25 protein-coding genes are annotated in these 24,740 nt (G+C 37.4%); 22 read left to right on the top strand and 3 right to left on the bottom strand.

The genetic code is table 11. The features are described from left to right. Window positions 1–67: 67 nt before the first annotated feature. The 4 genes from J2Z32_RS12105 (at window position 68) to J2Z32_RS12090 (ending at window position 2,934) form a co-directional block, all read left to right on the top strand. Window positions 68–493, top strand: a complete 426-nt coding sequence (locus J2Z32_RS12105) for a MarR family winged helix-turn-helix transcriptional regulator (protein WP_210089426.1) — start codon at window positions 68–70, stop codon at window positions 491–493. A gap of 98 nt (window positions 494–591) precedes the next feature. Beyond that, a complete protein-coding gene (locus tag J2Z32_RS12100) occupies window positions 592–1,962 on the top strand; it encodes an MATE family efflux transporter (protein WP_210089425.1) in 1,371 nt (456 codons plus the stop codon). Between the two features lie 83 nt (window positions 1,963–2,045). Further along, window positions 2,046–2,513, top strand: a complete 468-nt coding sequence (locus J2Z32_RS12095; RefSeq protein ID WP_245251409.1) for a GNAT family N-acetyltransferase — start codon at window positions 2,046–2,048, stop codon at window positions 2,511–2,513. A gap of 64 nt (window positions 2,514–2,577) precedes the next feature. Continuing rightward, complete coding sequence (locus J2Z32_RS12090; RefSeq protein WP_210089423.1) at window positions 2,578–2,934, top strand: hypothetical protein; 357 nt, start codon at window positions 2,578–2,580, stop codon at window positions 2,932–2,934. Here J2Z32_RS12090 and J2Z32_RS12085 read toward each other — a convergent pair. Beyond that, the gene (locus J2Z32_RS12085) at window positions 2,927–3,430 is read right to left on the bottom strand and encodes an SMI1/KNR4 family protein (RefSeq protein ID WP_210089422.1); all 504 of its coding nucleotides are present in this window, start codon (window positions 3,428–3,430) and stop codon (window positions 2,927–2,929) included. The genes J2Z32_RS12090 and J2Z32_RS12085 overlap by 8 nt on opposite strands. A gap of 141 nt (window positions 3,431–3,571) precedes the next feature. On the opposite strand from J2Z32_RS12085, the gene J2Z32_RS12080 reads away from it, so the two are divergent. Beyond that, window positions 3,572–4,006 carry a hypothetical protein gene (locus tag J2Z32_RS12080; protein WP_210089421.1) on the top strand — a complete coding sequence of 145 codons (435 nt, stop codon included), beginning with the start codon at window positions 3,572–3,574 and terminating at the stop codon, window positions 4,004–4,006. Window positions 4,007–4,106: 100 nt separating this feature from the next. Here the strand turns inward: J2Z32_RS12080 and J2Z32_RS12075 are convergent, their stop codons facing one another. Next, a complete protein-coding gene (locus J2Z32_RS12075) occupies window positions 4,107–4,769 on the bottom strand; it encodes an adenylyltransferase (RefSeq protein ID WP_210089420.1) in 663 nt (220 codons plus the stop codon). Between the two features lie 252 nt (window positions 4,770–5,021). Here J2Z32_RS12075 and J2Z32_RS12070 point away from each other — a divergent pair, with 252 nt between their 5' ends. The 8 genes from J2Z32_RS12070 to cobA all read left to right on the top strand — a co-directional run bounded on the left by J2Z32_RS12070 (window position 5,022) and on the right by cobA (window position 12,450). Beyond that, on the top strand, window positions 5,022–5,480 hold the full coding sequence (locus J2Z32_RS12070) for a GAF domain-containing protein (RefSeq protein ID WP_210089419.1): 459 nt from the start codon (window positions 5,022–5,024) through the stop codon (window positions 5,478–5,480). Window positions 5,481–5,515: 35 nt separating this feature from the next. Further along, window positions 5,516–6,577 (top strand): sensor histidine kinase, encoded by a 1,062-nt coding sequence (locus J2Z32_RS12065; protein WP_425342999.1) that lies wholly within the window; start codon window positions 5,516–5,518, stop codon window positions 6,575–6,577. Beyond that, window positions 6,555–7,202, top strand: a complete 648-nt coding sequence (locus tag J2Z32_RS12060; RefSeq protein WP_210089417.1) for a response regulator transcription factor — start codon at window positions 6,555–6,557, stop codon at window positions 7,200–7,202. The genes J2Z32_RS12065 and J2Z32_RS12060 overlap by 23 nt, the downstream gene beginning before the upstream one ends. 26 nt (window positions 7,203–7,228) lie before the next feature. Further along, window positions 7,229–8,008 (top strand): sirohydrochlorin chelatase, encoded by a 780-nt coding sequence (locus J2Z32_RS12055; RefSeq protein ID WP_210089416.1) that lies wholly within the window; start codon window positions 7,229–7,231, stop codon window positions 8,006–8,008. 2 nt (window positions 8,009–8,010) lie between these two features. Beyond that, on the top strand, window positions 8,011–8,496 hold the full coding sequence (locus J2Z32_RS12050; RefSeq protein ID WP_210089415.1) for a precorrin-2 dehydrogenase/sirohydrochlorin ferrochelatase family protein: 486 nt from the start codon (window positions 8,011–8,013) through the stop codon (window positions 8,494–8,496). 148 nt (window positions 8,497–8,644) lie between these two features. Continuing rightward, entirely contained in the window at window positions 8,645–11,047 is a 2,403-nt protein-coding gene (nirB, locus tag J2Z32_RS12045) for a nitrite reductase large subunit NirB (protein ID WP_210089414.1), read from the top strand. Between the two features lie 3 nt (window positions 11,048–11,050). After that, complete coding sequence (nirD, locus tag J2Z32_RS12040) at window positions 11,051–11,362, top strand: nitrite reductase small subunit NirD (RefSeq protein ID WP_210089413.1); 312 nt, start codon at window positions 11,051–11,053, stop codon at window positions 11,360–11,362. Window positions 11,363–11,364: 2 nt separating this feature from the next. Continuing rightward, a complete protein-coding gene (gene cobA / locus J2Z32_RS12035; RefSeq protein WP_210089412.1) occupies window positions 11,365–12,450 on the top strand; it encodes a uroporphyrinogen-III C-methyltransferase in 1,086 nt (361 codons plus the stop codon). 97 nt (window positions 12,451–12,547) lie between these two features. Here cobA and J2Z32_RS12030 read toward each other — a convergent pair whose 3' ends face one another. Continuing rightward, complete coding sequence (locus J2Z32_RS12030; protein WP_210089411.1) at window positions 12,548–12,925, bottom strand: VOC family protein; 378 nt, start codon at window positions 12,923–12,925, stop codon at window positions 12,548–12,550. 253 nt (window positions 12,926–13,178) lie between these two features. On the opposite strand from J2Z32_RS12030, the gene J2Z32_RS12025 reads away from it, so the two are divergent. The 9 genes from J2Z32_RS12025 (at window position 13,179) to J2Z32_RS11985 (ending at window position 24,696) form a co-directional block, all read left to right on the top strand. Next, entirely contained in the window at window positions 13,179–13,967 is a 789-nt protein-coding gene (locus J2Z32_RS12025) for a hypothetical protein (RefSeq protein ID WP_210089410.1), read from the top strand. 106 nt (window positions 13,968–14,073) lie between these two features. After that, window positions 14,074–14,661, top strand: coding sequence for a polymer-forming cytoskeletal protein (locus J2Z32_RS12020; protein ID WP_210089409.1), 588 nt, complete (start codon window positions 14,074–14,076; stop codon window positions 14,659–14,661). Between the two features lie 175 nt (window positions 14,662–14,836). Beyond that, window positions 14,837–15,730: a hypothetical protein gene (locus J2Z32_RS12015; protein ID WP_210089408.1), complete on the top strand. Its 894-nt coding sequence runs from the start codon at window positions 14,837–14,839 to the stop codon at window positions 15,728–15,730. Between the two features lie 661 nt (window positions 15,731–16,391). Further along, the gene (locus J2Z32_RS12010) at window positions 16,392–17,495 is read left to right on the top strand and encodes a glycoside hydrolase family 11 protein (RefSeq protein WP_210089407.1); all 1,104 of its coding nucleotides are present in this window, start codon (window positions 16,392–16,394) and stop codon (window positions 17,493–17,495) included. A gap of 129 nt (window positions 17,496–17,624) precedes the next feature. Continuing rightward, a complete protein-coding gene (locus tag J2Z32_RS12005) occupies window positions 17,625–18,404 on the top strand; it encodes a MerR family transcriptional regulator (RefSeq protein ID WP_210089406.1) in 780 nt (259 codons plus the stop codon). Between the two features lie 28 nt (window positions 18,405–18,432). After that, entirely contained in the window at window positions 18,433–19,803 is a 1,371-nt protein-coding gene (locus J2Z32_RS12000; RefSeq protein ID WP_210089405.1) for a serine hydrolase domain-containing protein, read from the top strand. Window positions 19,804–19,970: 167 nt separating this feature from the next. Then, window positions 19,971–21,158 (top strand): MalY/PatB family protein, encoded by a 1,188-nt coding sequence (locus J2Z32_RS11995; RefSeq protein WP_210089404.1) that lies wholly within the window; start codon window positions 19,971–19,973, stop codon window positions 21,156–21,158. Between the two features lie 218 nt (window positions 21,159–21,376). Then, window positions 21,377–24,010 carry a J domain-containing protein gene (locus J2Z32_RS22650; protein ID WP_210089403.1) on the top strand — a complete coding sequence of 878 codons (2,634 nt, stop codon included), beginning with the start codon at window positions 21,377–21,379 and terminating at the stop codon, window positions 24,008–24,010. Window positions 24,011–24,012: 2 nt separating this feature from the next. Then, a complete protein-coding gene (locus J2Z32_RS11985; protein WP_210089402.1) occupies window positions 24,013–24,696 on the top strand; it encodes a DUF1266 domain-containing protein in 684 nt (227 codons plus the stop codon). The last annotated feature ends 44 nt before the right edge of the window (window positions 24,697–24,740 follow it).

The following is a 24,740-nucleotide window of genomic DNA, read 5'->3' as shown; positions in this document are numbered from 1 at the left end:
TAAGCATATAGTTAAACCACTAACAATTAGAAATCTAACTATTTGATTTGCTGTAAGGAGGAATATCATGATTCGTAAGAACACACCTTATTCGAGTTTATTTCAATCAATTGCAATTAAAGTCAAGCGTAAAGCGGATGAGCAGACTTCACATTTAGGATTAAATGCACAGCAGGCTAAAATGATTGGTTATATTCATGAGCACCAGGAGAAGGGTTTGATCCAAAAGGAGGTAGCGGAACACTTTGATCGTCGGGGTGCTACGATTACAAGTATGCTGCAGGGGCTTGAAAAAAACGGCTATATTGAACGGAAAATTCAATCGGATAATGAACGACAAAAGATGCTTTACGTCTTACCTAAAGGTGAGGAATTGATTGAGCAATTTTATATTAGCTTTGGTAAGGTGGAAGAAGAGCTCACTCAAGCACTAACAGCACAGGAACGAGAAACGTTGTTAAGCTTGCTTATCAAGGTGAATCAAAACCTGTAATCATGTAAACGCAATAGCATATCGCTATTGTTACTCATTTAGTTAGAATTCTAATTGTTATCAATCTAACTATTAAAGTACGAAATGAGGGAGTTAATATGGAAAAAACAGAAGTTTCTAATTTATCTTATTTAAAGGATGCACCGATTCGTAAAGCGATTGTCCATTTATCTGTACCGATGATTATCGGGATGTCAGTAGGTACTTTTTATAACATCATGAATGCGTTTTTTATTGGACTTGTGAATGATACTGCAATGTTTAGTGCAATCACATTAGGTTTACCTATTTTCACTGTATTAATGGCGATAGGAAACATGTTAGGAGTTGGGGGTGGGACTTTTATTACTCGATTGCTTGCTAAAGGGGATGTGAAGGGTTCTGCACGAATTGCAGGATATATCTTTTATAGTTGCATTGGAATTTTCGCTATTATTGCCATCTTGGCACTTCTATTCACAACACCACTGGTTGAGCTTTTGGGAGCAGATGCGCTGACGTTTGATTATACGAAAACCTATATGCTCATGCTTCTTGTAGGTGGAATTACGGTAATATGGAATTTTGCCCTAGAACAATTAGTGCGAGCAGAAGGGGCATCAAAGGAATCGATGTATGGCATGTTTATTAGTATTGTCGTTAGTCTAATTTTGGATGTGCTTTTTATTGTTGTACTCAATTGGCATGTATTTGGTGCGGCATTAGCGATGATCCTTGCTAACCTAGCTTCAACCTTATATTACGTTTATTTTTTACATTTTAAAAGTGAATCGATGCGAGGTTTTCTTCTACCTCATACTATTTCCATCAAGGATCAGCTTGAAATTTATAAAATCGGTGTAGCTGAATTGTTGCAAGCCTCATTTCTTATCGTTACAGCGCTGTTACTGAACAATTTTTCTATGGGGTATGGCGAACATGTAGTTGCCTCCTTTGGCATTGCTTTACGTCTCTCACAAATTCCTGAATTCGTGACGATGGGAATCTATTTAGGATTGATTCCGCTAATTGCATACAATGTATCTAGCGTTAATCTAAACCGGCTTAAAGAGGTATATCGTTACTCAGCATGGTTAATTGGAATTATAGCAGGTGGCTTCACATTGTTAGTCTACTTGTTCAAGGATACAGTAATTGGGTGGTTTACTAATGATCCCAATGTACAGCAGGTTGGGACTTCAATTTTGATAGCTATGCTTGTCTCTGCTATATTTAATGGCTTTGCAGGATGGTTTGGTGGCATTTTCAAAGCTGCGGGAGAGGCGATACCTGCTAATATTATGGCGGTTTGCCAAGGCGGATTATTTATACCTGTTATTATTTTGATGCACAAATGGTGGGGATTAAGTGGGTTGATCTGGTCTACAACCATTACTGAAGTGATTGCATCTGGAGTTGGAGTTGTGTTATTTGTTATTCATTACTATAAGCTAAAAAGTAGAGCTAAAATACAAGCCTCGGCGATATGAGCAAACCATGATATATTAGAGTGAATAACTGGAAAGGAATATTTTACATGACTTATACATCCAGCTTGTATAACATCAATATAATGAAATTAGAGGAGGCGCAAGAGATAGTCAAATGGCGTTACGACTCTCCTTATTCACGGTATGATATGTCAGATGAGGAGGAGGATATTCAAGAACTGATGGATGGTACTTATTTCTCAGCCAAGAATCTCGAAGACGAGTTGATTGGCTTTTTTTGTTTTGGATTAAATGCTCAAATAAATGCTATCAATAAAAAAGTGGTGTATTGTGATCAAACAGCTTTAGACATCGGCTTAGGGCTAAGACCCGATCTGACAGGGCAAGGAAAAGGGAAGGAGTTCTTATTGGCAGGTATTTATTTTGCTCAAAATCAATATACTTTCCAGAAGCTCAGACTTAGTGTAGCGGCGTTTAATAAAAGAGCAATTTCGTTATATGAAAACGTAGGATTTGTAATCACAGGGAATTTAATAAATAAACATAATAAAGAAGTATTTTTCCTGATGGAAAGGGAGTGTGAAAAATAAGAAACAGGTCTTAAAGGAGACGGTAAACGAGCGAGAAAGCTAATTTAGAGTGGGAGGAAAGCACATGACAAATTCAAAAAAACTTGCAGGATTGATTGGACCCTCAATTATTGCGATTACTGCATCAGAATTAATGAACCTTCATATTTGGGCAATTAACATGCCAACTGTAACATACCTTAATGGCATTTTATTGTTTATCGCAGGCCTTGCTATTGTCCGTGCTCACAATGACTGGCAAAGAAATTGGCCTATTGTGGTAACTCTTACAGGATGGTTTGCCATTGTTGGAGGTCTGTACAGAATGTTTTTTCCAGAAGCACAACAGCTCACTGAAAATGTCTCGACGTATATTATTATTATAATTTTGGGGATAATTGGTATCTTTTTGACTTTTAAAGCATATAGCAAATCTAATTAAATATAATTCCATCATAAGCATCACCAAGTGATTGAAAGCTAGATTGCTCCCAATACCACTCATCTGCTCCTTGAGCGTTCCATAACTGTGTAAGTAATGCTGTAAAAGAGGGGGCAATCACTGTACTACTCCCTACTAACGCATGTGTATCCCAGTGGCTATCGTAACATCTGCCTAACCTGTCTGGGTGCAGGTCTACCGTTAAAAAATTACCATCATAAATATCTGCAATAATATACCAATGAGATGAAATATCATATTCGCATTTTTCTCCAACGAGAATCGGGTTTGCAAGTAAAAATTGTTGTTGTGATACAATCCGCACTGCACAATGTGAATCATTAAATAAATCTATCCCGTTACATATTTTATAAAACTCCTTCACATCTTCAGGGAGTAGATCGCCATCCTCTAGTAAGATTTGACTTTGGATAGGGGGATGAATAATACAGTCATTATGACAGGAAATATTTTGAATTATTGATTGAATAGACATGATAGGCCACTCTCCTAACTATTGCTAAATGCTTATATAAATATATTATTGCAATATATAAAATACAAATTTACAAAAGAAACAAAACTAATATATAGTATAATTAGAAATAAATAGTTGTTATATAAGAGGAGGAATATTATGAAACGGAAGAACTTGTTTACAATGATTGTTGCAATTGTTTTGATGCTCACTAGCATTCCTACTATTTTTGCAGCTTCGTCTACCGTAACCATTCCCCAGCTTAACTATTTTGTCCAGTATTCTTTGAGCAATAATGATACCGTTGAATTTAAGTACACGAATTTAAGCGCAACAACGCAAACGGCTGTTTTTCGAATAACTAATGCAGGTTTTAATGATAATTCTACCTCGCAAGTTGCAGGTAAGCTAAAAGGGGAGTATTACCTTGTTTATGCCAATGGAACAAGCTTCAAGTTAGGAGACATTAATGGCACTAAGCTTACAGGCGGTATATTTAATTACTTGAATCAAAATGCATCACTAGTAGTTAAATTACAAAATGTACAAGGAAGCAGCCAGACTGCGTTTAAAATTAAATTTGATAGCCAATAGAAAATAATAAGAGATAGCCCTGTCAGGAGTACGAGAGTATTTTTGACAAGGCTTTTTTTTATTCTTAATATGAATTACGAGTCAGGTCCTTAACCATAAATCAGCCCAGTGAAAAATCTATATTGCTAGTATGTAAATTAAAGTAGGCTATAGCTTGCTGAGAGATATGCTGAGAATAATGAATTCCTTTTGCCAGACAAATTTCTTCTGCATCTTGCTGAAATAAAATTATGCTTTGTTTAATCGCTTGATATAAATCAGCTTCAGTAGCTTTTGTAAAGTAGGCTTTAAGATGCTCTTGTTTATTTGAGGGAACACAATGCTTTACTTTACTTTCCCATGATCCCCAATCTAATGTGTCATATTTGCTTAATAAAAGGTCAACATGTGCATGAAATAAAATATCTATATTTTTGATAAGCTTAAACAGGTCTTTACGAACAAAATATTTCACGAGCATAACCGTATGGAACCAATAAGTATCTATCGAGTTGATTGGATCAGGAATATGATTGTCTGTAGAGTATCCCTTTTGGAGCAGTGTAGCTACATCACCTGTTTTATCAAAAATAATATGTTGGGGAGAACAGCTCTTCAGGTGTTGTCTACACATCCAATCTTCTGGATAAGCTTCATTTATCATAAAGAAATCAAACTGATGTAAACTATTCTCTATAGTTAAAATACTACAAAAATTTTTGAAATGTGCATCATTAAAGCTTTCACTCCAAAAGATGAGAAGCTCATCACATACTTGTGCCATGATGTGAACTATACCTATCTTATGACTTGCGTTGAATAATGTACATAGAAGTTATATTCTAGAATGAAGTATACAAAATGAACTAAACTAACAAATCAATAAATTCAAATCAATAAATTTTGAAAAAATTCAAAAAATGCGTCAAATCACAATGATGCCATGTCATAATCTGTATAATAGATAAATTGAACAAGAAAAGACGATCAAAGATATTTAGACAGTCTTCTTTTCTATGTTTTAGGAGAATAAATGATGCAAAAAAAAGTGGATTTACAAGATGAGTTAGACCAGATACGCGCTAATTTCCAATATGAGTTTATGGCGATTGCGTTAGTTGAGCCAGCAGAGTTTGATTATTTAATTAAATGGAAATACGTATCTGGCAACTTAAATGATCGGTATAAGCAGGTAGTGTTGCGTTCTGGCAAGGGTGTACCCGGTATTGTATTTAAAACGGGAAAACCGATGTTTATTCCCTCTGTGGCGGAATGCATTGAAGCAGATAGCCTATTTAATTATCCAATTATTAATTTTGAGAAATTAACAAGCCTTGTTGCTGTTCCGCTATGGAATGACCAACGTGTCGCAGGCGTCTTGCTTGGTGGGTTTCGAGGTGAGCAGCAAGCAACCAAACAACATTTACAGGACCTGCTGGATTTAGCTCGGAGTGGAATCGGTGAGTTGAATGGAAAGGAGTTAACTACAAGTTGATTTCACACATAGGGAAAGATCAGTTTAATGTCATGATGAGTAAGCTATATGAAAATACGATGGAAGCTATCTTTTTCTTTGATCGTGAGGGAAAAGTGATCGCGATGAATCCTGCTGCTGAGCAAATTGTAGATGAGGATGTACTAGAACGTGTATCTATGGGGGAAGAGCAGGCGATTTGTGGCACGTGCAGAGGCTATACAAGTGAGCAGGAAATACGGACCTGTACCGATTGTTATATGAGTCGTCCAGATACAGCAGATATGAGTTCTTTTCAAGTTTTTTTGCAAACTCAAAATGGTAGGATCGAACCCTTCACCGCTTCTTTTCACAAGCTGGATGATGAGAGCGGAATTCGTGTTCTTATGCTAAAAAATTTAACGGCCCAATACCAGACGCAGGAAAAGCTGTTTCAAAACAAAATGATGAAGCATGTCATTGAGGCACAAGAAAATGAACGTAAACGAATATCTAGAGAATTACATGATAGTATTGCACAAGAATTGATGAGTGCGGTCGTTGATTTGCGCGTGCTCAAATATATGACTCAGGATGAAAGCTTGCTCACAAAAATGCTGCATACCGAAGCAGCCATGACAAGGCTACTAGATGATATTAGACGACTGGCAGTAGAATTACGTCCTGCCACTTTGGATGATTTTGGACTTGTGGCTGCTTTTCGTTCACAGTTTAAACGCATCGAGCAGAGTTATGGCTTAACGATTCATTTTAACTCTGACTTGTTGCATAGGCGGTATGAAAGTGAGATAGAAACGGTTATTTATCGTGTTTGTCAAGAGGCGGTATTTAATGCGATCAAATATGCTCAAGTGGATACGGTGCAGGTAACTTTATTTGAACGTGATCATAAGCTTCAGCTTATTGTAAAGGATGAGGGAATCGGATTTGAGTTAGGCGATACACCCCGAGGTACAGGGCTTGGCTTGTATGGGATGCAGGAACGTACGGAGTTAGTAGGTGGTGTGTTTAAAGTAATTCCTATCCTAGGCAAAGGGACAACCGTTCACTTACAGGTTCCAATTGGAGATGGGAAAGGAAGGAATGATCTTCTTTATGAAAATAGTCATCGCGGATGACCACGCTGTGGTACGAAGTGGTTTTTCAATGATATTGAATTTTCAAGATGATATGGAAGTCATCGGTACAGCGGCAGATGGCGTCGAAGCCTATGAAGTTGTTGAAAAATATAAACCTGATATTCTTATTATGGACTTAAGTATGCCACCAGGTGAAAGTGGATTGATTGCGACTGGCAAAATAAAAAGTGATTTTCCTGATACAAAAATAATTATTTTAACGATGCATGATGACGAGGAATACTTATTTCACGTTTTAAAAAGTGGTGCTTCAGGATATATATTAAAAACAGCGCCAGATGAGGAATTGCTGCGTGCCATTCGAATGATTTATGAAGGAGAAAGATATATCCATCCTAAGCTAGCGAACTCCTTTGCTATGGAGCTCATTAACGATGAAAATCAACCTCATGGGGATGAATTATTTGAGAAGCTATCTATGCGTGAGCTTGAAATTTTGCCTTTGATTGCGAAGGGGTACGGAAATAAAGATATTGCAGAGATGTTATTTATATCTGTAAAAACGGTAGAAGCGCATAAGGCAAAAATTATGGAAAAGCTAAATTTACGAAGTCGTCCCGAGCTTGTGGAGTACGCATTAAAGAAAAAGCTGCTTGATTTTTAAGGGATATAGATGAGGGAGGCCATGAAATGGAAGGGATTTTGTATATTGCCCATGGTAGCCAAAAAGGTGAAAAAAACGAAGCATTACGAAAGTTTGTAGCAGAATTACATGAGCAGGTTGGGAGTCAAATCCCTTATCGAACTGCTTTTTTGGAGCATACAGCTGAAAATATTGAAAATGAAGCAAAGACTTTAATAGCACAAGGTGTGGATCATCTAATTACAGTGCCACTATTGTTGTTTGCAGCTACACATGCACTAAAGGATATTCCAAATGAAATCGAAGCGGTGAGACAAAATCATCCTGAAGTTGCGTTTTATTTTGCAGACACGTTTGGTCATCGGGCAGGAACTAGTGAGATATTAAAAGAGCGGATTGAAACAGCGCTACAAGCGTGGAGAAAGAATTTAAACCATGTGCAGGTTGGTCAAGAGCCTCTTACTGCTGCAAATACTATTTGTCTTGTTGTTTCTCATGGTACGAAACGTTATCCTACGCCACAGCTGCAATTAGAGCAAATTTGTACAAGCTTAGAGGCGCAAGTAAAGATCAAGGTTTTACCCGCTAACATACGGGGACACGAGCCTTTTCTCCCTCTAGCTGTAGAAGCAATGAAGTCCTATGATCACCTTATTGTTGTACCCTTTTTTATGTTTGAGGGACATTTGGTGGATGAAATTACACAAAAGCTACAGAGAGCGGCGTTAGAAAGCAATTTTAATGGACTTACGATTACAGATACCCTCGATTTTGACCCACGCATGATGCAAGACATCGCTTCTGTTATTGTGGAAAGTAGGAACTAGTCATGTATCCTGTGATGTTAAACTTAAAAGAAAAGCAAGTAGTGATTATTGGTGGTGGCAATATCGCAGCGCGAAAAATTGAAAAATTAAGGGAGACAGGCTGCTATATTACGGTGGTTGCGCCTAATTTTGCGGAGGTCATCACAAATGATCCTGCTGTGAAAATCATTCAGGACTATTATAATAAAAAATATATTGCTGACGCCCAGCTTATTTTTGCTTGTACAGATAATAAAGTGGTCAATCAGCAGGTTGTTAATGATGCGACAAAGTGGCAATGGGTCAATGATTGTAGCCAGCAGCAAAATAGCGACTTTTTCAATATGGCTACAGTTGTAAAGGACGATATCGTGATCAGCATTTCTACAATTGGCAAGCAGCCAAGCATTGCTAAGAGGTTGAAGAACGAGCTGCTTGAATTTTTAATTAAGCTACAAAATAGTCAAAATTTAAACAGAGGAAACAACAATGAAAAACATTTAAAGTAGCGCCAATAGCCGCTTTAGATGTTTTTTTAATTTTTATAGCAAGTGAAAAAAAACACAATATTAGGACTTTCCCTAATAGGATTATAGATTCTGATGTGATACCTTTAAATAAACTAAGTGAATAATATCACAATCGGAGGGAAGCACAATGAAACAAAAATTAGTCCTCATAGGTAATGGGATGGCTGGTGTTAGAACGATAGAAGAAATATTAGACCGAGACGCAAACAAATATGATATCACCATCATTGGTGAAGAAAAATATACAAACTATAACCGGATTATGTTGTCTAATGTGTTACAGAAAAAAATGACAGTGGATGAGATCATTACAAATAGCGAGTCATGGTATCAAGAAAATGATATTCAGTTAATTAACCATGATCCCGCAGTGGAGCTAAATACGGCAAAAAAATACGTTGTAACTGCTAGTGGTAAAAAAGTTGCTTATGACAAATGTATTATGGCAACCGGCTCTAGATCATTTATTTTACCAATTGAAGGCGCGCAGCTTAATGGTGTAATGGGCTTCCGTACAATTGACGATACCGAAGAGATGTTAAAGATTGCTCAAAACTACAAGAAGGCAGCGGTAATTGGTGGTGGATTGCTGGGCCTAGAAGCGGCTAAAGGACTTGTTGATCAAGGGATGGACGTAACCGTTATTCATTTGGAAAAATGGTTGATGGAGGTTCAGCTTAATGAGCAAGCAGGAAATCTGCTCAAGGCTGATTTGGAGAAGCAAGGCTTGAAATTTCTCATGGAGACAAAGACCGCGCGCATTACAGGGGATACAAGAGTGACAGGACTAGAATTTGCTGATGGCTCAAGCCTTGAAGCAGATATGGTTGTGATGTCCGTAGGGATTCGTCCTGAAACAACAGTAGCTAGAAGCGCAGGGCTAGAAGTAAATCGTGGTATTGTCGTAGATGATTTTATGCACACTAGCGCACCAGATGTATATGCAGTAGGGGAATGCGCTGAACACCGTAAAACAGTATATGGCTTGGTTGCTCCTTTGTTTGAACAAGGTAAAGTTCTTGCTGATGTATTAACCGATAAGGAAACAGCACCTTATGAAGGTAGCACGATGTACACAGCGCTTAAAATCTCTGGATGTGATTTATTCTCCGCAGGCGAAATAAAGGAAACTGATGAGATCAAAGGAATTGAAGCATACGACGGCTTAGCTAATAGCTATAAAAAGGTATTTGTTAAGAACAAGCAAGTGGTAGGTGTCGTGTTATATGGGGATACAGCAGAAGAAAATCGTTATTTGAAAATGCTGAAGCAAAAACTAGATATTTCTGAATTCACTTCCGTATCATTGTTATCCTCTGGGGATAATTCCGTTAGCGATGATGTAACCGCATGGGCAGACGATGAAACGGTGTGTGGCTGTAATGGGGTTACAAAAGGAACAATCCTTTCTGCTGTACGTGAGAAAAACCTTACTTCGGTGGCTGAAGTGACGAAATGTACAAAGGCTGGAGGTTCTTGTGGTAAATGTAAAGGCTTAATCAATGATCTACTCGTACATGAGTTAGGCGATAAGGTTTCTAGTGGACCAACAGGGATTTGTGGCTGTACAGACCTTTCAAGAGATGAGATTGTATTGCAAATTCATGAAAGAGGCTTAATGACCTCACAGGAAGTATACGAGCAGTTAGCGTTCCGCAATCCAGAAGGTTGTCCAAAATGTCGTCCTGCTATTAACTTCTATTTGAATGTTGCATTTCCAAATGATCATATTGACGAGCCCGCTTCTCGTTTTGTTAACGAACGGATGCATGCGAATATTAACCATGATGGTACATTTGGTGTTATTCCAAGAATGCGTGGAGGTCAAACCAATGCAGGGCAATTGAAGAAAATTGCAGAAGTTGCAGAGAAATATAATATTCCGCTCTTGAAGGTGACGGGGAGTCAACGTATTGGCTTGTATGGCGTGAATAAAGAGGATCTCCCTAAAATTTGGGAAGAACTAGATATGACATCCGCTTCCGCATATGCCAAAGCGGTTCGTTCGATTAAAACTTGTGTAGGTGCTAGCTTCTGTCGTTTTGGTACACAAGACACGATGGGACTTGGCATTAAGCTTGAGGAACGCTTTGAGTTTATTGATACACCTCATAAATTTAAGATGGGCGTATCGGGTTGTCCACGTTCTTGTGTTGAAAGTGGTGTGAAGGATTTCGGTGTGATTGGAGTAGAGAATGGTTTCCAACTGTTCATTGGTGGTAATGGCGGAACGGACGTTAAGGAAGCGACATTCCTAACAACCGTAACTACAGAAGACGAAGTTATCGATATGTGTGGTGCCTTCATTCAATATTACCGTGAGACTGGTATTTACGCTGAACGTACAGCACCTTGGCTTGAAAGAATGGGTTTTGAGCAAGTTCAGAAAGTATTGCTTGATCCTGAACAACGTAAAGTATTAAATGCAAGATTAGATGAAGCTACAGAAGGTAAGCGCGAAAATCCATGGAAAAAAATTGTGGATAGCAAAGAAGCCCAACAAGAACTTTATACAGTGGGGAGAGTGTAAATCATGGTCAAAGAGAAAGTATTTGTTGCTAAACTAGAGGAGTTATTGCCTCGAATTGGTCGAGAAATCATTATTGAAGGAAAAAACATTGCGTTATTTCGTCTGAGTGATGATCGAGTAAAAGCAATCGAAAATCTATGTCCATATACTCAAGCCCCACTAGCAGAAGGAATGGTATCCGGCGAATACGTATTTTGTCCATTACGAGATTATAAAATTTCGTTAATTGATGGTCAGATTCAAGAGCCTGATGAGGGCAGTGTGGCTACGTATGAAACGTTTGTTGAAAATGGCAGTGTCTACGTAGTGGTGTAATTATGAAAAGGACAGGGAAAGTATATTTAGTTGGTGCAGGGTCTGGTGATCCAGAGCTATTAACGTTAAAAGGGAAACGCCTGTTAGAGCAAGCGGATGTCATTATTTATGATCGGTTAGTAAATCCAATTTTACTACACTTAGCTAGCCCTCATGCAGAGTTTTTATATTGTGGAAAAGTACCTTATGCTCATGCGATGAAGCAAGCGGATATTAACCGTAAAATTATTCAACATGCCAAGGAAGGCAAAATTGTAGTTCGCTTAAAGGGTGGCGATCCTTCAATTTTTGGTAGAGTTGGAGAAGAAATCGAACAGCTAGAACGCAACCAGTTAAGCTATGAGCTTGTTCCTGGGATTACAGCCGCCTCGGCAGCGAGCAGTTATGCTGGATTTTCGCTCACACACCGTGATTTTAGTGGACGTGTAACGTTAGCAACCGCGCATAAACAACTCAATGAGATGGATGGGAGTCACTTTGCTCCACTAGTTCAAGGTGGAACATTATGCTTTTACATGGGTGTTGAAAACTTGACGTTAATTTGTGACAAGCTCCAAAGCTACGGTGTTTCTTGGACAATGCCCATCGCACTAATTGAATGGGGAACGTTAGGCAGACAAAAGGTATTGACTGGCACCTTGGAGACAATTGTAGAACAAAATAAGCATTCAAAAATTCAAAACCCTGCTATGATCGTTGTGGGGGAAGTTGTACAGCAACGGAAAAAAAGTAGTTGGTTTGAAGAATTACCGTTGTTTGGCGAGCGTCTCTTGATCATTTCCTCTACTAAATTAGAGTGGCATGAGCTAATTGATTACACTTCACAAGGTGCAGACGTCTGGAATCTGCAGGTTGGAATTAATCGAGATCCACGTTTCGATGAAGTGGCGCATCGCTACTTGACTGAACAAAGCTTCACTAGTGTGATTTATAAGGGTGATACAAAAGATATTAATGCTACGAATGAGATGTTAAAGAAAGCTTATCAGTCCTGGATGCATGAACACCCACTTCCGATTGAATATCAATGCTTGACTCCATTTAGAAATAAACAACAAATTGAGTTATGTCATGTGGTGACAGGATAATTGATTTTTTAGCGAAAATGACCAGATTGTTTAATATAAAGGCTTCTTGGAGGTAGTCCAGGAAGCTTTTTTTCTATGCTTTGATAGCTGCTGTTTATTAATGAGAACGTTCCAAAAATTCAAGGCGATTACCAAAAGGATCATGGATATAAAAGCGTGTAATTCCTTCTTCTGCTCTTGCTTCATCATCGATAACGGGGACATCATTTTCAAGTAAATAGCTGCGTAACTGGCCTAAGCCTTGAACGTGAAATGCGGGATGGGCTTTTTTTGCAGCAACAAAATCGCTTTGAACTCCGACATGGACTTCATGAGTCCCACACTGAAACCAAGCTCCACCACGTTGTTTCAAAGGTTCAGGTTTTTCAAGTTCTGTCCAACCTAATAGCTTATTATAAAAAAGACGAGCCTTTGCTTCGCAACCTTCAGGTGCTGCTAATTGAACATGATCAAGACCATTAAAAGAATAATTCATATCCTCTCTCCTTTGTTTGTTTCACTTAATGAAACATAGTTTCGTTTTATGGTGTTATTGTATATGAATATGTTGTAAAAATCTAGTACTTATTTCCCTTATGTACCTTACAAATGAATAATTATACTTTGATCCTTGAAATAGATTCTTTTAGAGGGAAATAATACTAAATGGCGAATAATGTAGTGTTACTAATTGTAAATTTGATAAATAAATATTAAGAATTAAAAAGACTATAGAGGGGAGAAGTATTGTGCTAGAGGAAATTTTTAAACAGTTTAATGCGAGTTCTTCATTAATATTGGTTGTTACAATTTTATTTTATGTAGTTGCTTGGTTGTACAAAGAGTTTAAATCAATGCTGGAAAAGGATCATCAAAGGAAAGTAGCTTTTGTTCAGAGGCAATTAGATTTATATTCATCTACTGAGGCATCGATTGCACAGGTTATACATAGACCGGGTGATTCAAATGCAATACATAATTTGTACATCAAATTGGGGGAAGCTAGCTCTTATTTTTCTGAAAATTTACGTGAGGTTATTAGAGATTTTTATAAGCAGGGAGATCATAGCATTTTAATGATATTGTTAAGTTATTTGAAGGCAGAATCAGCAGAGTTGTATAAGAAAAAAGTGAAATGGGAAGAAGGGGACAATTCATCTAATTTTATGGACAAAATTATTAAGCTTATGTATCCAATAGCCCCTATGCTCTTAGCACTTTTTTTGTTTTTTGCAGCTTTATATGTATGTTCTCTAGCGTACCTTCAAGTTAATTTGTTTAACGCGTTAAGTGTATATATTACTTTTTTTACATTTGTTCTAAGTGGTAGTATGATTATGATGTTTTTTATTCTTATTGGAAGGCATCAATTCAACAGAATGGTAAAAGGGACTCGAAAACTAATGATGATCGGGGCAATATCCGCCCCATTACTTATTTTGTGGGATATAAGACTTTCGGTTATAACAATGGTTGTACAAATTGTATTGTCCATTATGTTATATAGAACAAAAAGCAAGACATTAATTATATTTTAGAACTGATAACATGAGTAATTTAGGAAGAATTAGGGCATAAGTAAGATGCTAAAGGAATTTACGAATACCTTTATTACCAACAAGTGATAACAAGGGGGACAACAAGATGAAGTTCGCAAAAATACTTTTAACCGTAGGGATCGTTGTAGGATTATTGTCTGGATGTGGTGGTGGGGCTAATAAACCAACTGATAATAAGACAGCAGGGAATAAACCAGCAGAAAACAATCAAACTGCCAACCAGCCTAATAAAGGACAAACAGATGTACAAACCTCTGCTTCTATCGTAAATGAAGCTGCTGCTTTCAAAAAAGCGGTGAGTAAGGATGGAACTTGGATTATTGCGATTTTAAATGATCTGACCATCAACGAGGAAGTGACTGTAGCAGGAGAATTTCATGATAAAGGCCAAGCTGATCGTGAGGTTTACCGTAAAATTGCTTTATATGCCCAAGATGCCAATCACAACATTACAGCTAGCTATGTGCTAACTGTTCCTAAGCTGAATGTGCAAAGCGAAAATTTAAGAATTCAAGGTGGTACGGTTAAGGGGGATGTATATGTGGAAGCAAAAGGTTTTAATTTACACGAAACATCAACCATTGAAGGAAATCTTTATTTTGCCAATGATGAGGTAAAAAATGCGGCCAAGATTGAGGGTAAAGTAACTGGAGCAACAGAGGTTAAAAAATAGAAGAGAATTAAAATTAGTGAATATAAAATCCTGTAGAGTAGTACTACTTAGCGACTACATTGCAGGATTTTTTTATATGTTACGGTATATTAGAAGCTCGCTGTAATTAGTGACAACTTTTCACCTTCCAAATTCGTTTTAATTAATGAATATATTTATGAATTGGAGGAGAAAAATGAAACAACAACGTCCAATTAAATACATCTCTGTATGCATTGTTGCATTTTTGCTATTAACGACTTTTTTACAAGGAGCTAATGCTGTTGAACCTGTGCAAAAGACCTCAACACTATTTAACAAAGCTTCATTTAAGCAGGGAACGTTTGGTTTTGCTAATTTAGATGGGACAAAACTTTTGGTAGATTATCCACAGGAGCAGGAACTAAAATGGTCACAATTAAACATCGCTGTGGGTCACAAAGGACAACGACTTAAGTTAAAATATATAGGGAAACAAAAGGAAGGTAAGAGAAATAACGGTAGACAAACAGCCTATAACTTTGATAACCTTCGGGGTTTAATTTATGAGGTAGTTGAAGGCAAGGCTGAACCTAATGAAACATATTTTATCGTGAAGGATTCTGCCCTTACAGATCGTATGTTAGTGGAATTAAAGTCAATCAACAAAGAAAAGATTACTACTAAGCTGAAGTCCGAGATTGGAAAGCTAAAAAAGCGTGCGGTCAAAAATCTGTGGCCTTTAGAGAATATAAATGGTGTTGGAAAATTGTATTTAGTTGAATTTAAGGCCAAAGGTAACAATATGCTTGCTAGTTTTGCTTTAAAAACAACAGATGGATGGGTGTTTAAGGATTACCCTGCTAAGTTTAAGGATAATTCTGCTTGGCGTATTGATGATAGTGGGGAGATTACTCCAGATATGTTCACTTTTACGTTTGCAGCTCGTACATCGCAGGGGGTTGTCATCGGCGTACAATGGATGGGAGCCGAGGGAGAAAGCACTTCATTTTTAGAATTTACAAAGACGATCAAAGGGAAGAAGGCAAAGAAAGCGAAACTAACCGAACTTAATAATGTTGGTTATGGCCGCTATATGATGCCGATTTAGTCTAAACAATCTAAAAAGTTTAAAGTAACTGTATTTATAATAATTATGAATATATTGATGTCTTGGTTGTCTTAAAAAGATGACTAAAGACATCTTTTTTTATGTTTTATTTTAAACTTTTAATAATGACTAAGGTCTAAATTCTCCGGAATTTTTGTTCTATTGAATACATTTGTAAAATAAATGATAAATTTGTAAATTAAATGATGACTTTTTTGTAATTATGTATTAAAATGATAATGAAGTTAAATTATGGATTTAAAAGGAAGGAGGAAATTGGAAAACGCTTTCTTTTTACATTATACCTCAAACATAGTTTTACAAAAGGATTTATTTTACAGCATTGAGTAGTCATCCTTGTATTCACTTAGGAGCAGAAAGGTGGTTGGAAAGCATCAACTATGCTGGAAGCCGGTTAGTTATCTTTTAATCCAAGTGATCGTCCCTATGAAAGGATTGCTAAAGTAGGGACAAGCTAGAAAAACAGTTTTTTGAAAGGTGCATCCATACTTCTATGTTGTAAATGCTAACATAGAAAACAGTGTTAGATCATCTAAGCTAGTCCTCTCTCGTGATAGTGCAATCTCACTTTGATTTTAACACTGTTCTAAAACAAGTTTTTAAATTAGGAATTTTAATTAAATTATTAGGAGGAAGCGTAATGAAGCTAAGAAGATTAAGGCTATTAATTATGGCATCACTTTGTTTTATGTTAGTTTTTGCTGAGGCATCTACGTATGCAGCAACACCTGAAACGATTTACGGTAATCAAATTGGGACTCATGATGGATATGATTTTGAATTTTGGAAAGACAGTGGAAATGGAAGTATGACCTTAAATGCGGGTGGTGCATTTAGTGCTCAATGGAGCAACATCAACAACATTTTGTTCCGTAAAGGTAAAAAATTTGATGAAACTCGTACACACCAACAGCTTGGTAACATTTCCATTAACTATGCAGCAACATATAGCCCTAATGGTAACTCCTATTTAACTGTATACGGTTGGGCAGTAGATCCATTAGTAGAATATTATATTGTTGATAGCTGGGGAAGCTGGCGTCCACCAGGCTCTGGCTCTAAAGGTTCAGTAACCATCGATGGTGGAGTGTATGATATTTATGAAACAACACGTGTAAATCAGCCTTCCATTAAAGGAAATACTACGTTCCAGCAATATTGGAGTGTTCGCAGAGATAAACGTACAAGTGGTACGATTTCTGTTAGTGAGCATTTCAAGGCATGGGAAGCCCGTGGTATGAAAATGGGCAAAATGTATGAAGTTGCTTTAACAGTAGAAGGATACCAAAGTAGCGGATCAGCAAATGTGTATCAAAATGTTTTGACAGTTGGTGGACCTAGTAATCCAGGTAACCCTGGCAACCCAGGTAATCCAGGTGGCAATGTAGTCAGAGTTGAAGCTGAAAATATGACCAAAGGTGGTCAATACACTAGCAATATTACTTCACCATTTAATGGGGTTGCATTGTATGCCAATAACGATTCAGTGAAATTTAACCACAACTTTACAAGTGGGACGAACAATTTCTCTCTTCGTGGTGCATCCAATAACTCGAATATGGCGCGTGTAGATTTAAAGGTTGATGGCGTTTATAAAGGAACGTTCTATTATGGAGGTAGTTACCCTGCTGTATATACGTTGGATAACGTAAGTACAGGTACTGGCAATAAGGTTGTAGAGCTAGTTGTAACTGCGGACGATGGAACTTGGGATGCATTTATTGATTATTTAGAAATTCATTAATACAGAATTTTAAAGTGGTTAATGGGGTTGTCTAAGAAATCATAACGATTTCTGGGCTACCCCTTATTTTTGCTATTGCCCCTACAGTTACTGTAGGCATTATACTAAGATGAGAAAGGAGAGTGAGCTTTGAAACCGGAGTATACAATAGGTGTTTTTGCAAAAATGACGGGCATTCCAGTAAGAACCCTCCATTATTATGATGAGAAAGGTCTACTGCAACCTAACAGACAAGCAAGTGGACATCGAATTTATGGAACAGAAGATATGATGAGACTTCAAAAAATTTTAAGCTTAAAGTCGATGGGCTTTGCACTAGAAAGTATTAAGGAAGTATTAAATCAGCCTAAGTATGATCTAACCTTTATAGAAACACTTAAAATGCAACAGCAAGCTTTAGAAGCGAATCGCTCACAAATCGAGAAGTCACTTGAAATAATTGCTCGAATGATTACTGTTGTTCAGCAGGAAGAAACGTTAGAGCATGAACTATTATTTAGTTTAATCCGCAATATGTATGGTGAGGACCAGCAGCGAAAATGGGTTGAAGCCCATTTTTCTGAGCATACAGCAGCATCGTTGTTTGATTTACCTACAGAGCTAGCAACAAAAATGGATTTGGACACGGTTCGTTTTGTTAGAGACGTAAAGGCTTTGAAGGCGCATCCAGTAGATTCCCCAAAGGTTGAGAAAATGATTGGAGAATATGTTAAATATGCGCTTGAGTTTTTGGACTCCGATGCCATTGCTAGGTTTCATGATATAAATGAAGAACAATTTGATCAGTTGGATCAACTGGTAGATATGCCATTTAGTGAGGAAGAATTGATATGGTTAGATGCAGCTTTGTTACATTTCACAAGTAAATACGGTCAAATTGTAGATAATAAGTTGATTTGGAAGTATTGATACACCCTATAGACTCGGAGGTGCAGAGATGAGTAAAACAAAACAACTCAACCTATTAATGGATCAGCTTAAAGAGCAAGCAACGTTTAATGGCGGAATTTTAGTCGCAGAGCGTGGGGAGATTTTACTAAATGAAGTCATGGGGATTGCAGAATTTAGTCCTGAGAATAGCCGACCTCTAACGCAACAATCTATGTTTGAAATTGCATCCGTTTCTAAGCCCATTACAGCACTTGGCATTATTAAACTACACCAAGCAGGGAAGCTAGAGTGGGATGATTTAGTATCTAAATGGCTACCAGAGTTACCTTATTCCGATATTACAATCCGTCATTTGTTATGCCATACTTCGGGATTACCCGATTATATAGAGTTATTTGCTAAGGAATGGGATCATACTAAAATTGCAACAAATGAAGATGTATTGCAAATGTTGATTAAGCATCGTCCTGAGCCTTTATTTGCTCCTAATGAGGAATGGATGTACAGCAATACGGGCTACATTATATTAGCACTTCTCATAGATAGAATTAGTGGGTTGTCCTATGGAGAGTTTCTTGCACAGCATATTTTTTCCCCGCTTGGAATGACACGTACTGAGGTGTACAATCGTCGTGCCTCTAAGTCACCTGTCCCAGAAGATTTTGCTTTTGGATACGTTTACCGAGAGGATGTTGGTCATTATGTACTTCCAGATGAGGTTACAGAATTAGATTATGTATATTATTTGGACGGACTACAAGGCGATGGGATGGTAAATAGCACAATTGGGGATTTGCTCAAATTGGATCGAGCGTTATATCAAGATGATTTTGTTGATCAAAAGCTACGTGATCTTATGTTTGCTCCAGTTAAGCTTAATGGTGGTGAATCCTTTGATTATGGCTTTGGGTGGTTGATTGAAAACCACGAGCAGTTAGGCAAAATTGTATATCATAGTGGAGGTTGGCCAGGGTACTCTGCGATGTTTAAACGTTATGTCGATCAGGATTTTACACTCATTATGCTCCAAAATGGAGAACGTGAATATAGATATACGCATGAGCTTATAAACGGTATAGAGCAAATTTTGATGGGACTCCCTTTTGAAGCACCTGCGCCGATAAAAGAGCGTATATTTATTCCGCTATTAGCAGAAAATTATGAATCTCAGCTTGGGACATATCAGTTTAATGCTGAAGGAAAGACCTTGAATGCTATTATTTATGTCGAACAAGAACAACTATATATGAAGCTTTCTAATGAAATGGTGTTAAGACTGCTTCCGCTTAGCCCTACCCGTTATTTTGAGCTACAGACGGCAACAGAGTTAGAATTTGGGGAGCTTCATTGTGGTCAAACTACTCAGTTGATCTGGTATGAGGATGAAACGCAAAATATTGCTAAACGCATAATTTAAACAGGTATACAATCAATTTTAATATTTATTTTCATGATCATACAGAAGAATGAATACGTATACGTAATATTTTTTATTGCGAATACCACATTCTTCTGTTTTTCTATTTAGAGATTACATACTATAATGGTACAATATCTAGATAACAGACTTGGAGGGAATCGGAGATGTCATATGATTTTGATGTTGTTATTGATCGATCGAGCAGTAATGCGCTCAAATGGGATATAGAAGGACTAGGTAAAAGATTTAAATTAGAAAAAGATAGTGATTACTTGCCACTCTGGGTGGCAGATATGGATTTCAAAGCCGCTCCTCATATTATTGACGCACTACAAACAAGCTTAGAGCATGGAATATTTGGTTATCCGACGTTAAAAAAAGATAGTCATGCTGCACTCATCTGGTGGATGAAGGAGCGACATCATTGGGATATTTCTCATGAATGGGTTTCTACAACACCTGGCATTGTACCTGCACTTAATTTTATAATCCGTGCTTTAACGGAAGCTGGCGATGGTGTTATTATTCAGGAGCCTGTATACGGTCCATTCCGCAAAACTGTTGAGGTAAATGATCGTAAGGTTATTAATAATCAGTTAAAGGTTACAGATGGCTATTATGAAATGGATTTTGAGGATTTAGAGGAAAAGGCAAAACAACCTTCTACAAAGCTGCTTATTTTGTGTAGTCCTCATAATCCAGTCGGTAGAGTGTGGCATCCAGAAGAGCTAAGACAGATGGGCGAAATTTGTCAGCGCCATGGTGTTATTGTAGTGTCTGATGAAATTCATCATGACCTTGTTTTGCCTGGGTATAGCCATACCGTTTATGCTACGTTAGGGGAGTCTTTTGCCAACTCTTCTGTTATATGTACAGCACCAACGAAAACCTTTAATTTAGCAGGGATGCAGTGCTCAAGTTTAATTATTCCTAATGCTGAAATTAAGAAGAAAATAGATAAAGAGCTCGAAAAGTCCTCGATTGCCGAACCAAATTTATTTGGCATCATTGCGACGTCAGCTGCTTATTCACCACAAGGGGCTGCATGGCTAGATGCGATGCTGGATTACATCAATGAAACCCTTACATTTATGGACGAGTTCATTAAGGCTAATATGCCAAAGGTCAAGCTGCACAAGCAAGAAGGAACTTATTTGTCATGGCTAGACTTCTCTGCTCTAGGGTTGTCAAACGAAGAGCTAGACAAGAAGCTAAAGGAAGAAGCTAAGGTTCTTCTTAACCCAGGCGTGTGGTTTGGTGAAGCTGGACAAGGCTACATGCGCATTAATCTAGCTTGCCCAAGATCCATTGTGCAAACTGCGTTGGAGCGTATTGCGAAGGTAATCGGTTAAAATAGTGCAGGGACAAGGGCTACAGTTTTCCTCTAATCGGGGATGACTGTAGCTTTTTTTTGTTATGGAATTTTAACTTTGAATGTATTCCTATTCCAACTTATAGTAACACATAGGCTTAAAAAGATAGTATTATAGACTTAAAACTATATAATAATGGGATAAAATACCTAACTATGTAATACCACATATTTTATACATAAAGGGATGATACGAGAGTGAATGCTTGGGAATTTCTTGAGATTAGTCCAACGATGGATGTTAAGGTCATTAAGCGAGCATATGCAAGGAAACTAAGAGATGCACATCCTGAGGATGAGATTGAGGCGTTTCAAAACCTACAAGAGGCATATAAAGCGGCGTTACAGGAAGCTAAATATTTGTCTTCTATCGCAGCAGAGGATGTAGTTAATCAGGATAATAATGTAGATGAAGCTAGTGGGGATGGGGATACTGTCCATTGTGTTCAATCTGAAAGTCACGTCGGGGGTGACGAAGTTGCAGTTACACTTGAGGAAGCTAAAAACGTTCACCATCCAGAGAACGCTGAGAATGCAGAAGAAGAGGAAGATGACACTCAGAAGGTAACTTTTCCTGAATGGTTTATGCATCAAATCCATACTTTGTACCATGATTATAATGCTAGAATCAAGCTGGAAAATTGGCAATATATGTTGTCCTTTGAAGAGGTGCGTGATTTTGAGTATTATTCCATCATTAGTAGGTCGTTATGGGAATACTTAAAGCAATTTAATCAGCTACCACAGCCTATATTGAGACTGCTAGAAGAACAATTTAATTGGTTAGCGCAAAAGGATTCTGTGCATAGCAGTGATGCTGAAGATCACGATTTTTATGACTATTACTATTATCTAGTGACCAGGCCATGGTCTTTTGAGTTCCCAGAATTGCTAGAGTTATCTGAGGATATCAATCCAGATGCGTTTATATTTTATCGAGAAAAAGCAAGACAAGCCTTATCCACAAACGATCTAGAGCAGGCAGAGCATTTTTTAAATGAAGCGCAAACGGTGTATGCTAATGATTTTGATCTTTTACGGTTGTATGGGGAGTATTTAGTACGAACAGATAGACAAAAGGAAGCTAATTTAATTTATGAGCGATTGATTAGAGAGTTCCCTTATGAAGAGTCAGTTATGCTCCAGTACGGTACTTTTTTAGTTGCTGAGAAGCGAATTAAAGAAGCAATGCGACTTTATCAGGACATATTGGCGAAGGACAGTAATTCCTTACAAGCCATGACTGGGATTGCAAAATGTTATCAGCACTATGGTCAACTACAAGAGGCGAAGGATATTTTAGAATTAATAAAGGAAGAAAATCCGTCAGAAGTAATTGCACAAGTGATGTTGGCTGATTTAAATATGAAAATGATCAGTGAAATACGAGGAAAACTAGCATTTGCAACTGATTTGAACAAGCTTAAGTTTGAATTAGCACAGCTTTACTTTGAGACTGATCAATTTGAAATTTGTTGCAATCTGTTGGAACAAATCACAGCTCATGGTGGAGCTAACTCTGCAATTTATTTGTTGTGGGGACAAGCAAAACTCAGCTTAGAGCAATATGAACGAAGCAAAGAATTACTTTATATAGCTAAACAGTTGGCAGAAGAAGAAGGAACGAATGGCTATGACATTAAGGTTGCACTTGGGGAAGTATTATTGGACCTTAATCTATATGAACAAGCACAGCTGCAATTAACTGTAGCGTTTGAAATGAATCCTTTGAACCCTCACGTTAATTATCTACTTGGTAAATTATATTATGAACAGGAACAGTTCGAAACTGCCATATACTATAGTGCAAAGGCAATTGTACAGAATCCCGAGAATTGGCGGTTTTATGTGTATCGTGCACTGTCTCTTTTTAGATTGCAACGTTGGGAGGAGACACTAGAGGATGTGAATTTCATGTTAAGTGAATTCAGATTTTATTCATATGCTTGGCTTATGAAGGGGCATTGTCATATGAACTTACAGCAATATGAGGAGTCGCTAGTTGCTTTTCAAAAATGTATTGATTATCTCCATGATAATTATACATATTTTAATTTGGCTGTTGCTTATGTTAAATTAGACCATTATTCAGAAGCTTTGCTGGCTTTAGACGAATACATGAAGCATTATGACGATATTGAGGGATACATCTTAAAGGGGGATATTTACCGAGCAACAGGAGATTATGAACAGGCTTGGATGACCTATTGTTTAGGTGTTGAACAGAAGCCTACATCCTATATTATTGTACAACGGGCAGTTTACACCTATATGAATTATATTTTTCCAAGGAAAGAAGAAAAGGTACTTGGATGGATGGAGAATATTTTAAAAGAGTATCCTTGGGATCGCTGGATGACGGTAAATATGATCCGTATTTTGCTTAATTTTAAGTCGTGGAAGGAAGCAACGATACTTGCGAGTAATTTTTATTATGAATTAGAAGAAGACGACACCGCCAAGGAATGGGCAAGCTTCTACACTGGTGTAGCGTATTATCATAGAGGGAATGCAGATGAGGCTTATTTTTGGTTGCAATATGCACTAAGTAAAGACCGAGAACCTTTCTCTTTGATCTATAGTAGCATGGCGTGTCTACAATTGAAGAAAAATAAGGAAGCACTAATGTATGCTGAGGAAGCAATTCAACTGGTTACAGATAACACTGAGTATCAGCAAGTTTATGAAGCTGCAAAGCAAGCTAATCAAGGTATGATGAAAAAACTGTTATCTAGATCTGTAATCTCATTACCTGAACTATTTAACCTAGTTTTAATTCAACCTGAAGAACCTAGTGAAATCGAAAAATTTTTTACAACCTTATGGAGGTAGCGATGTTGAAATTTAGTAATCCTGACCCTTTTCAAGAAGATCCTATATACAAGGCATGGTTGTGGTGTTTTGCTATAGGAGTAGGGGACTATAACTATTATGGGCATAGTCATGAAAAAAATTATTTAATTCCTGAAACAGAGGAAGGCCGTTTTATACGAATGAATTCCTTACGTAGGGATTTAAACATTCATACTAAAGAAGATATGATTAGTGCTTTAAATAGACAGGATTGGGATGACCCAAGCGAATTTGATGAAAGAGCCAATTTTTTATCCACATTATCTATGCTAGATCGTAAAAAGTTTGTGCAATCACATGAACAAAATCAATATGAGCATGCAAAATGGAAATGTGTACTAGATAACATGGATCGTATACCCAGAGGGGCAACAATAGCTAGAGAGTATGCCTTCTTTTTACACCTATGTAGGGCAGCAGCTTATTTAAACTTTATTACAGAAGAAGAAGCTTTTCAGTATGCAGTTCGAGTGGGGAAAAAGATGCAAAACAAATTTTCGAGCTGGTTAGAGTTTGGCTTAGGGTATATCGTAGGCTTTCAATATAGACAAGGCTATTTTAGTGAAAATAAAACCAAGGAGACATGGGATAATTTAAAATATTTAATCCACCACCCAGATAGTCTCTGGAACAAGTTGGATTGGTATACGCCACTGGATGTCTAGGTAGTTAGGTACAATATTTACAAATGAGCCCTTATGTTCCCTTT

It is taken from the genome of Paenibacillus turicensis, from assembly GCF_017873435.1.
In the GTDB taxonomy this organism is placed as follows: Bacteria; Bacillota; Bacilli; order Paenibacillales; family Paenibacillaceae; genus Fontibacillus; species Fontibacillus turicensis.
Note: the sequence above shows the minus strand (reverse complement) of the source record. Positions and strands in the feature narration are given on the sequence as shown.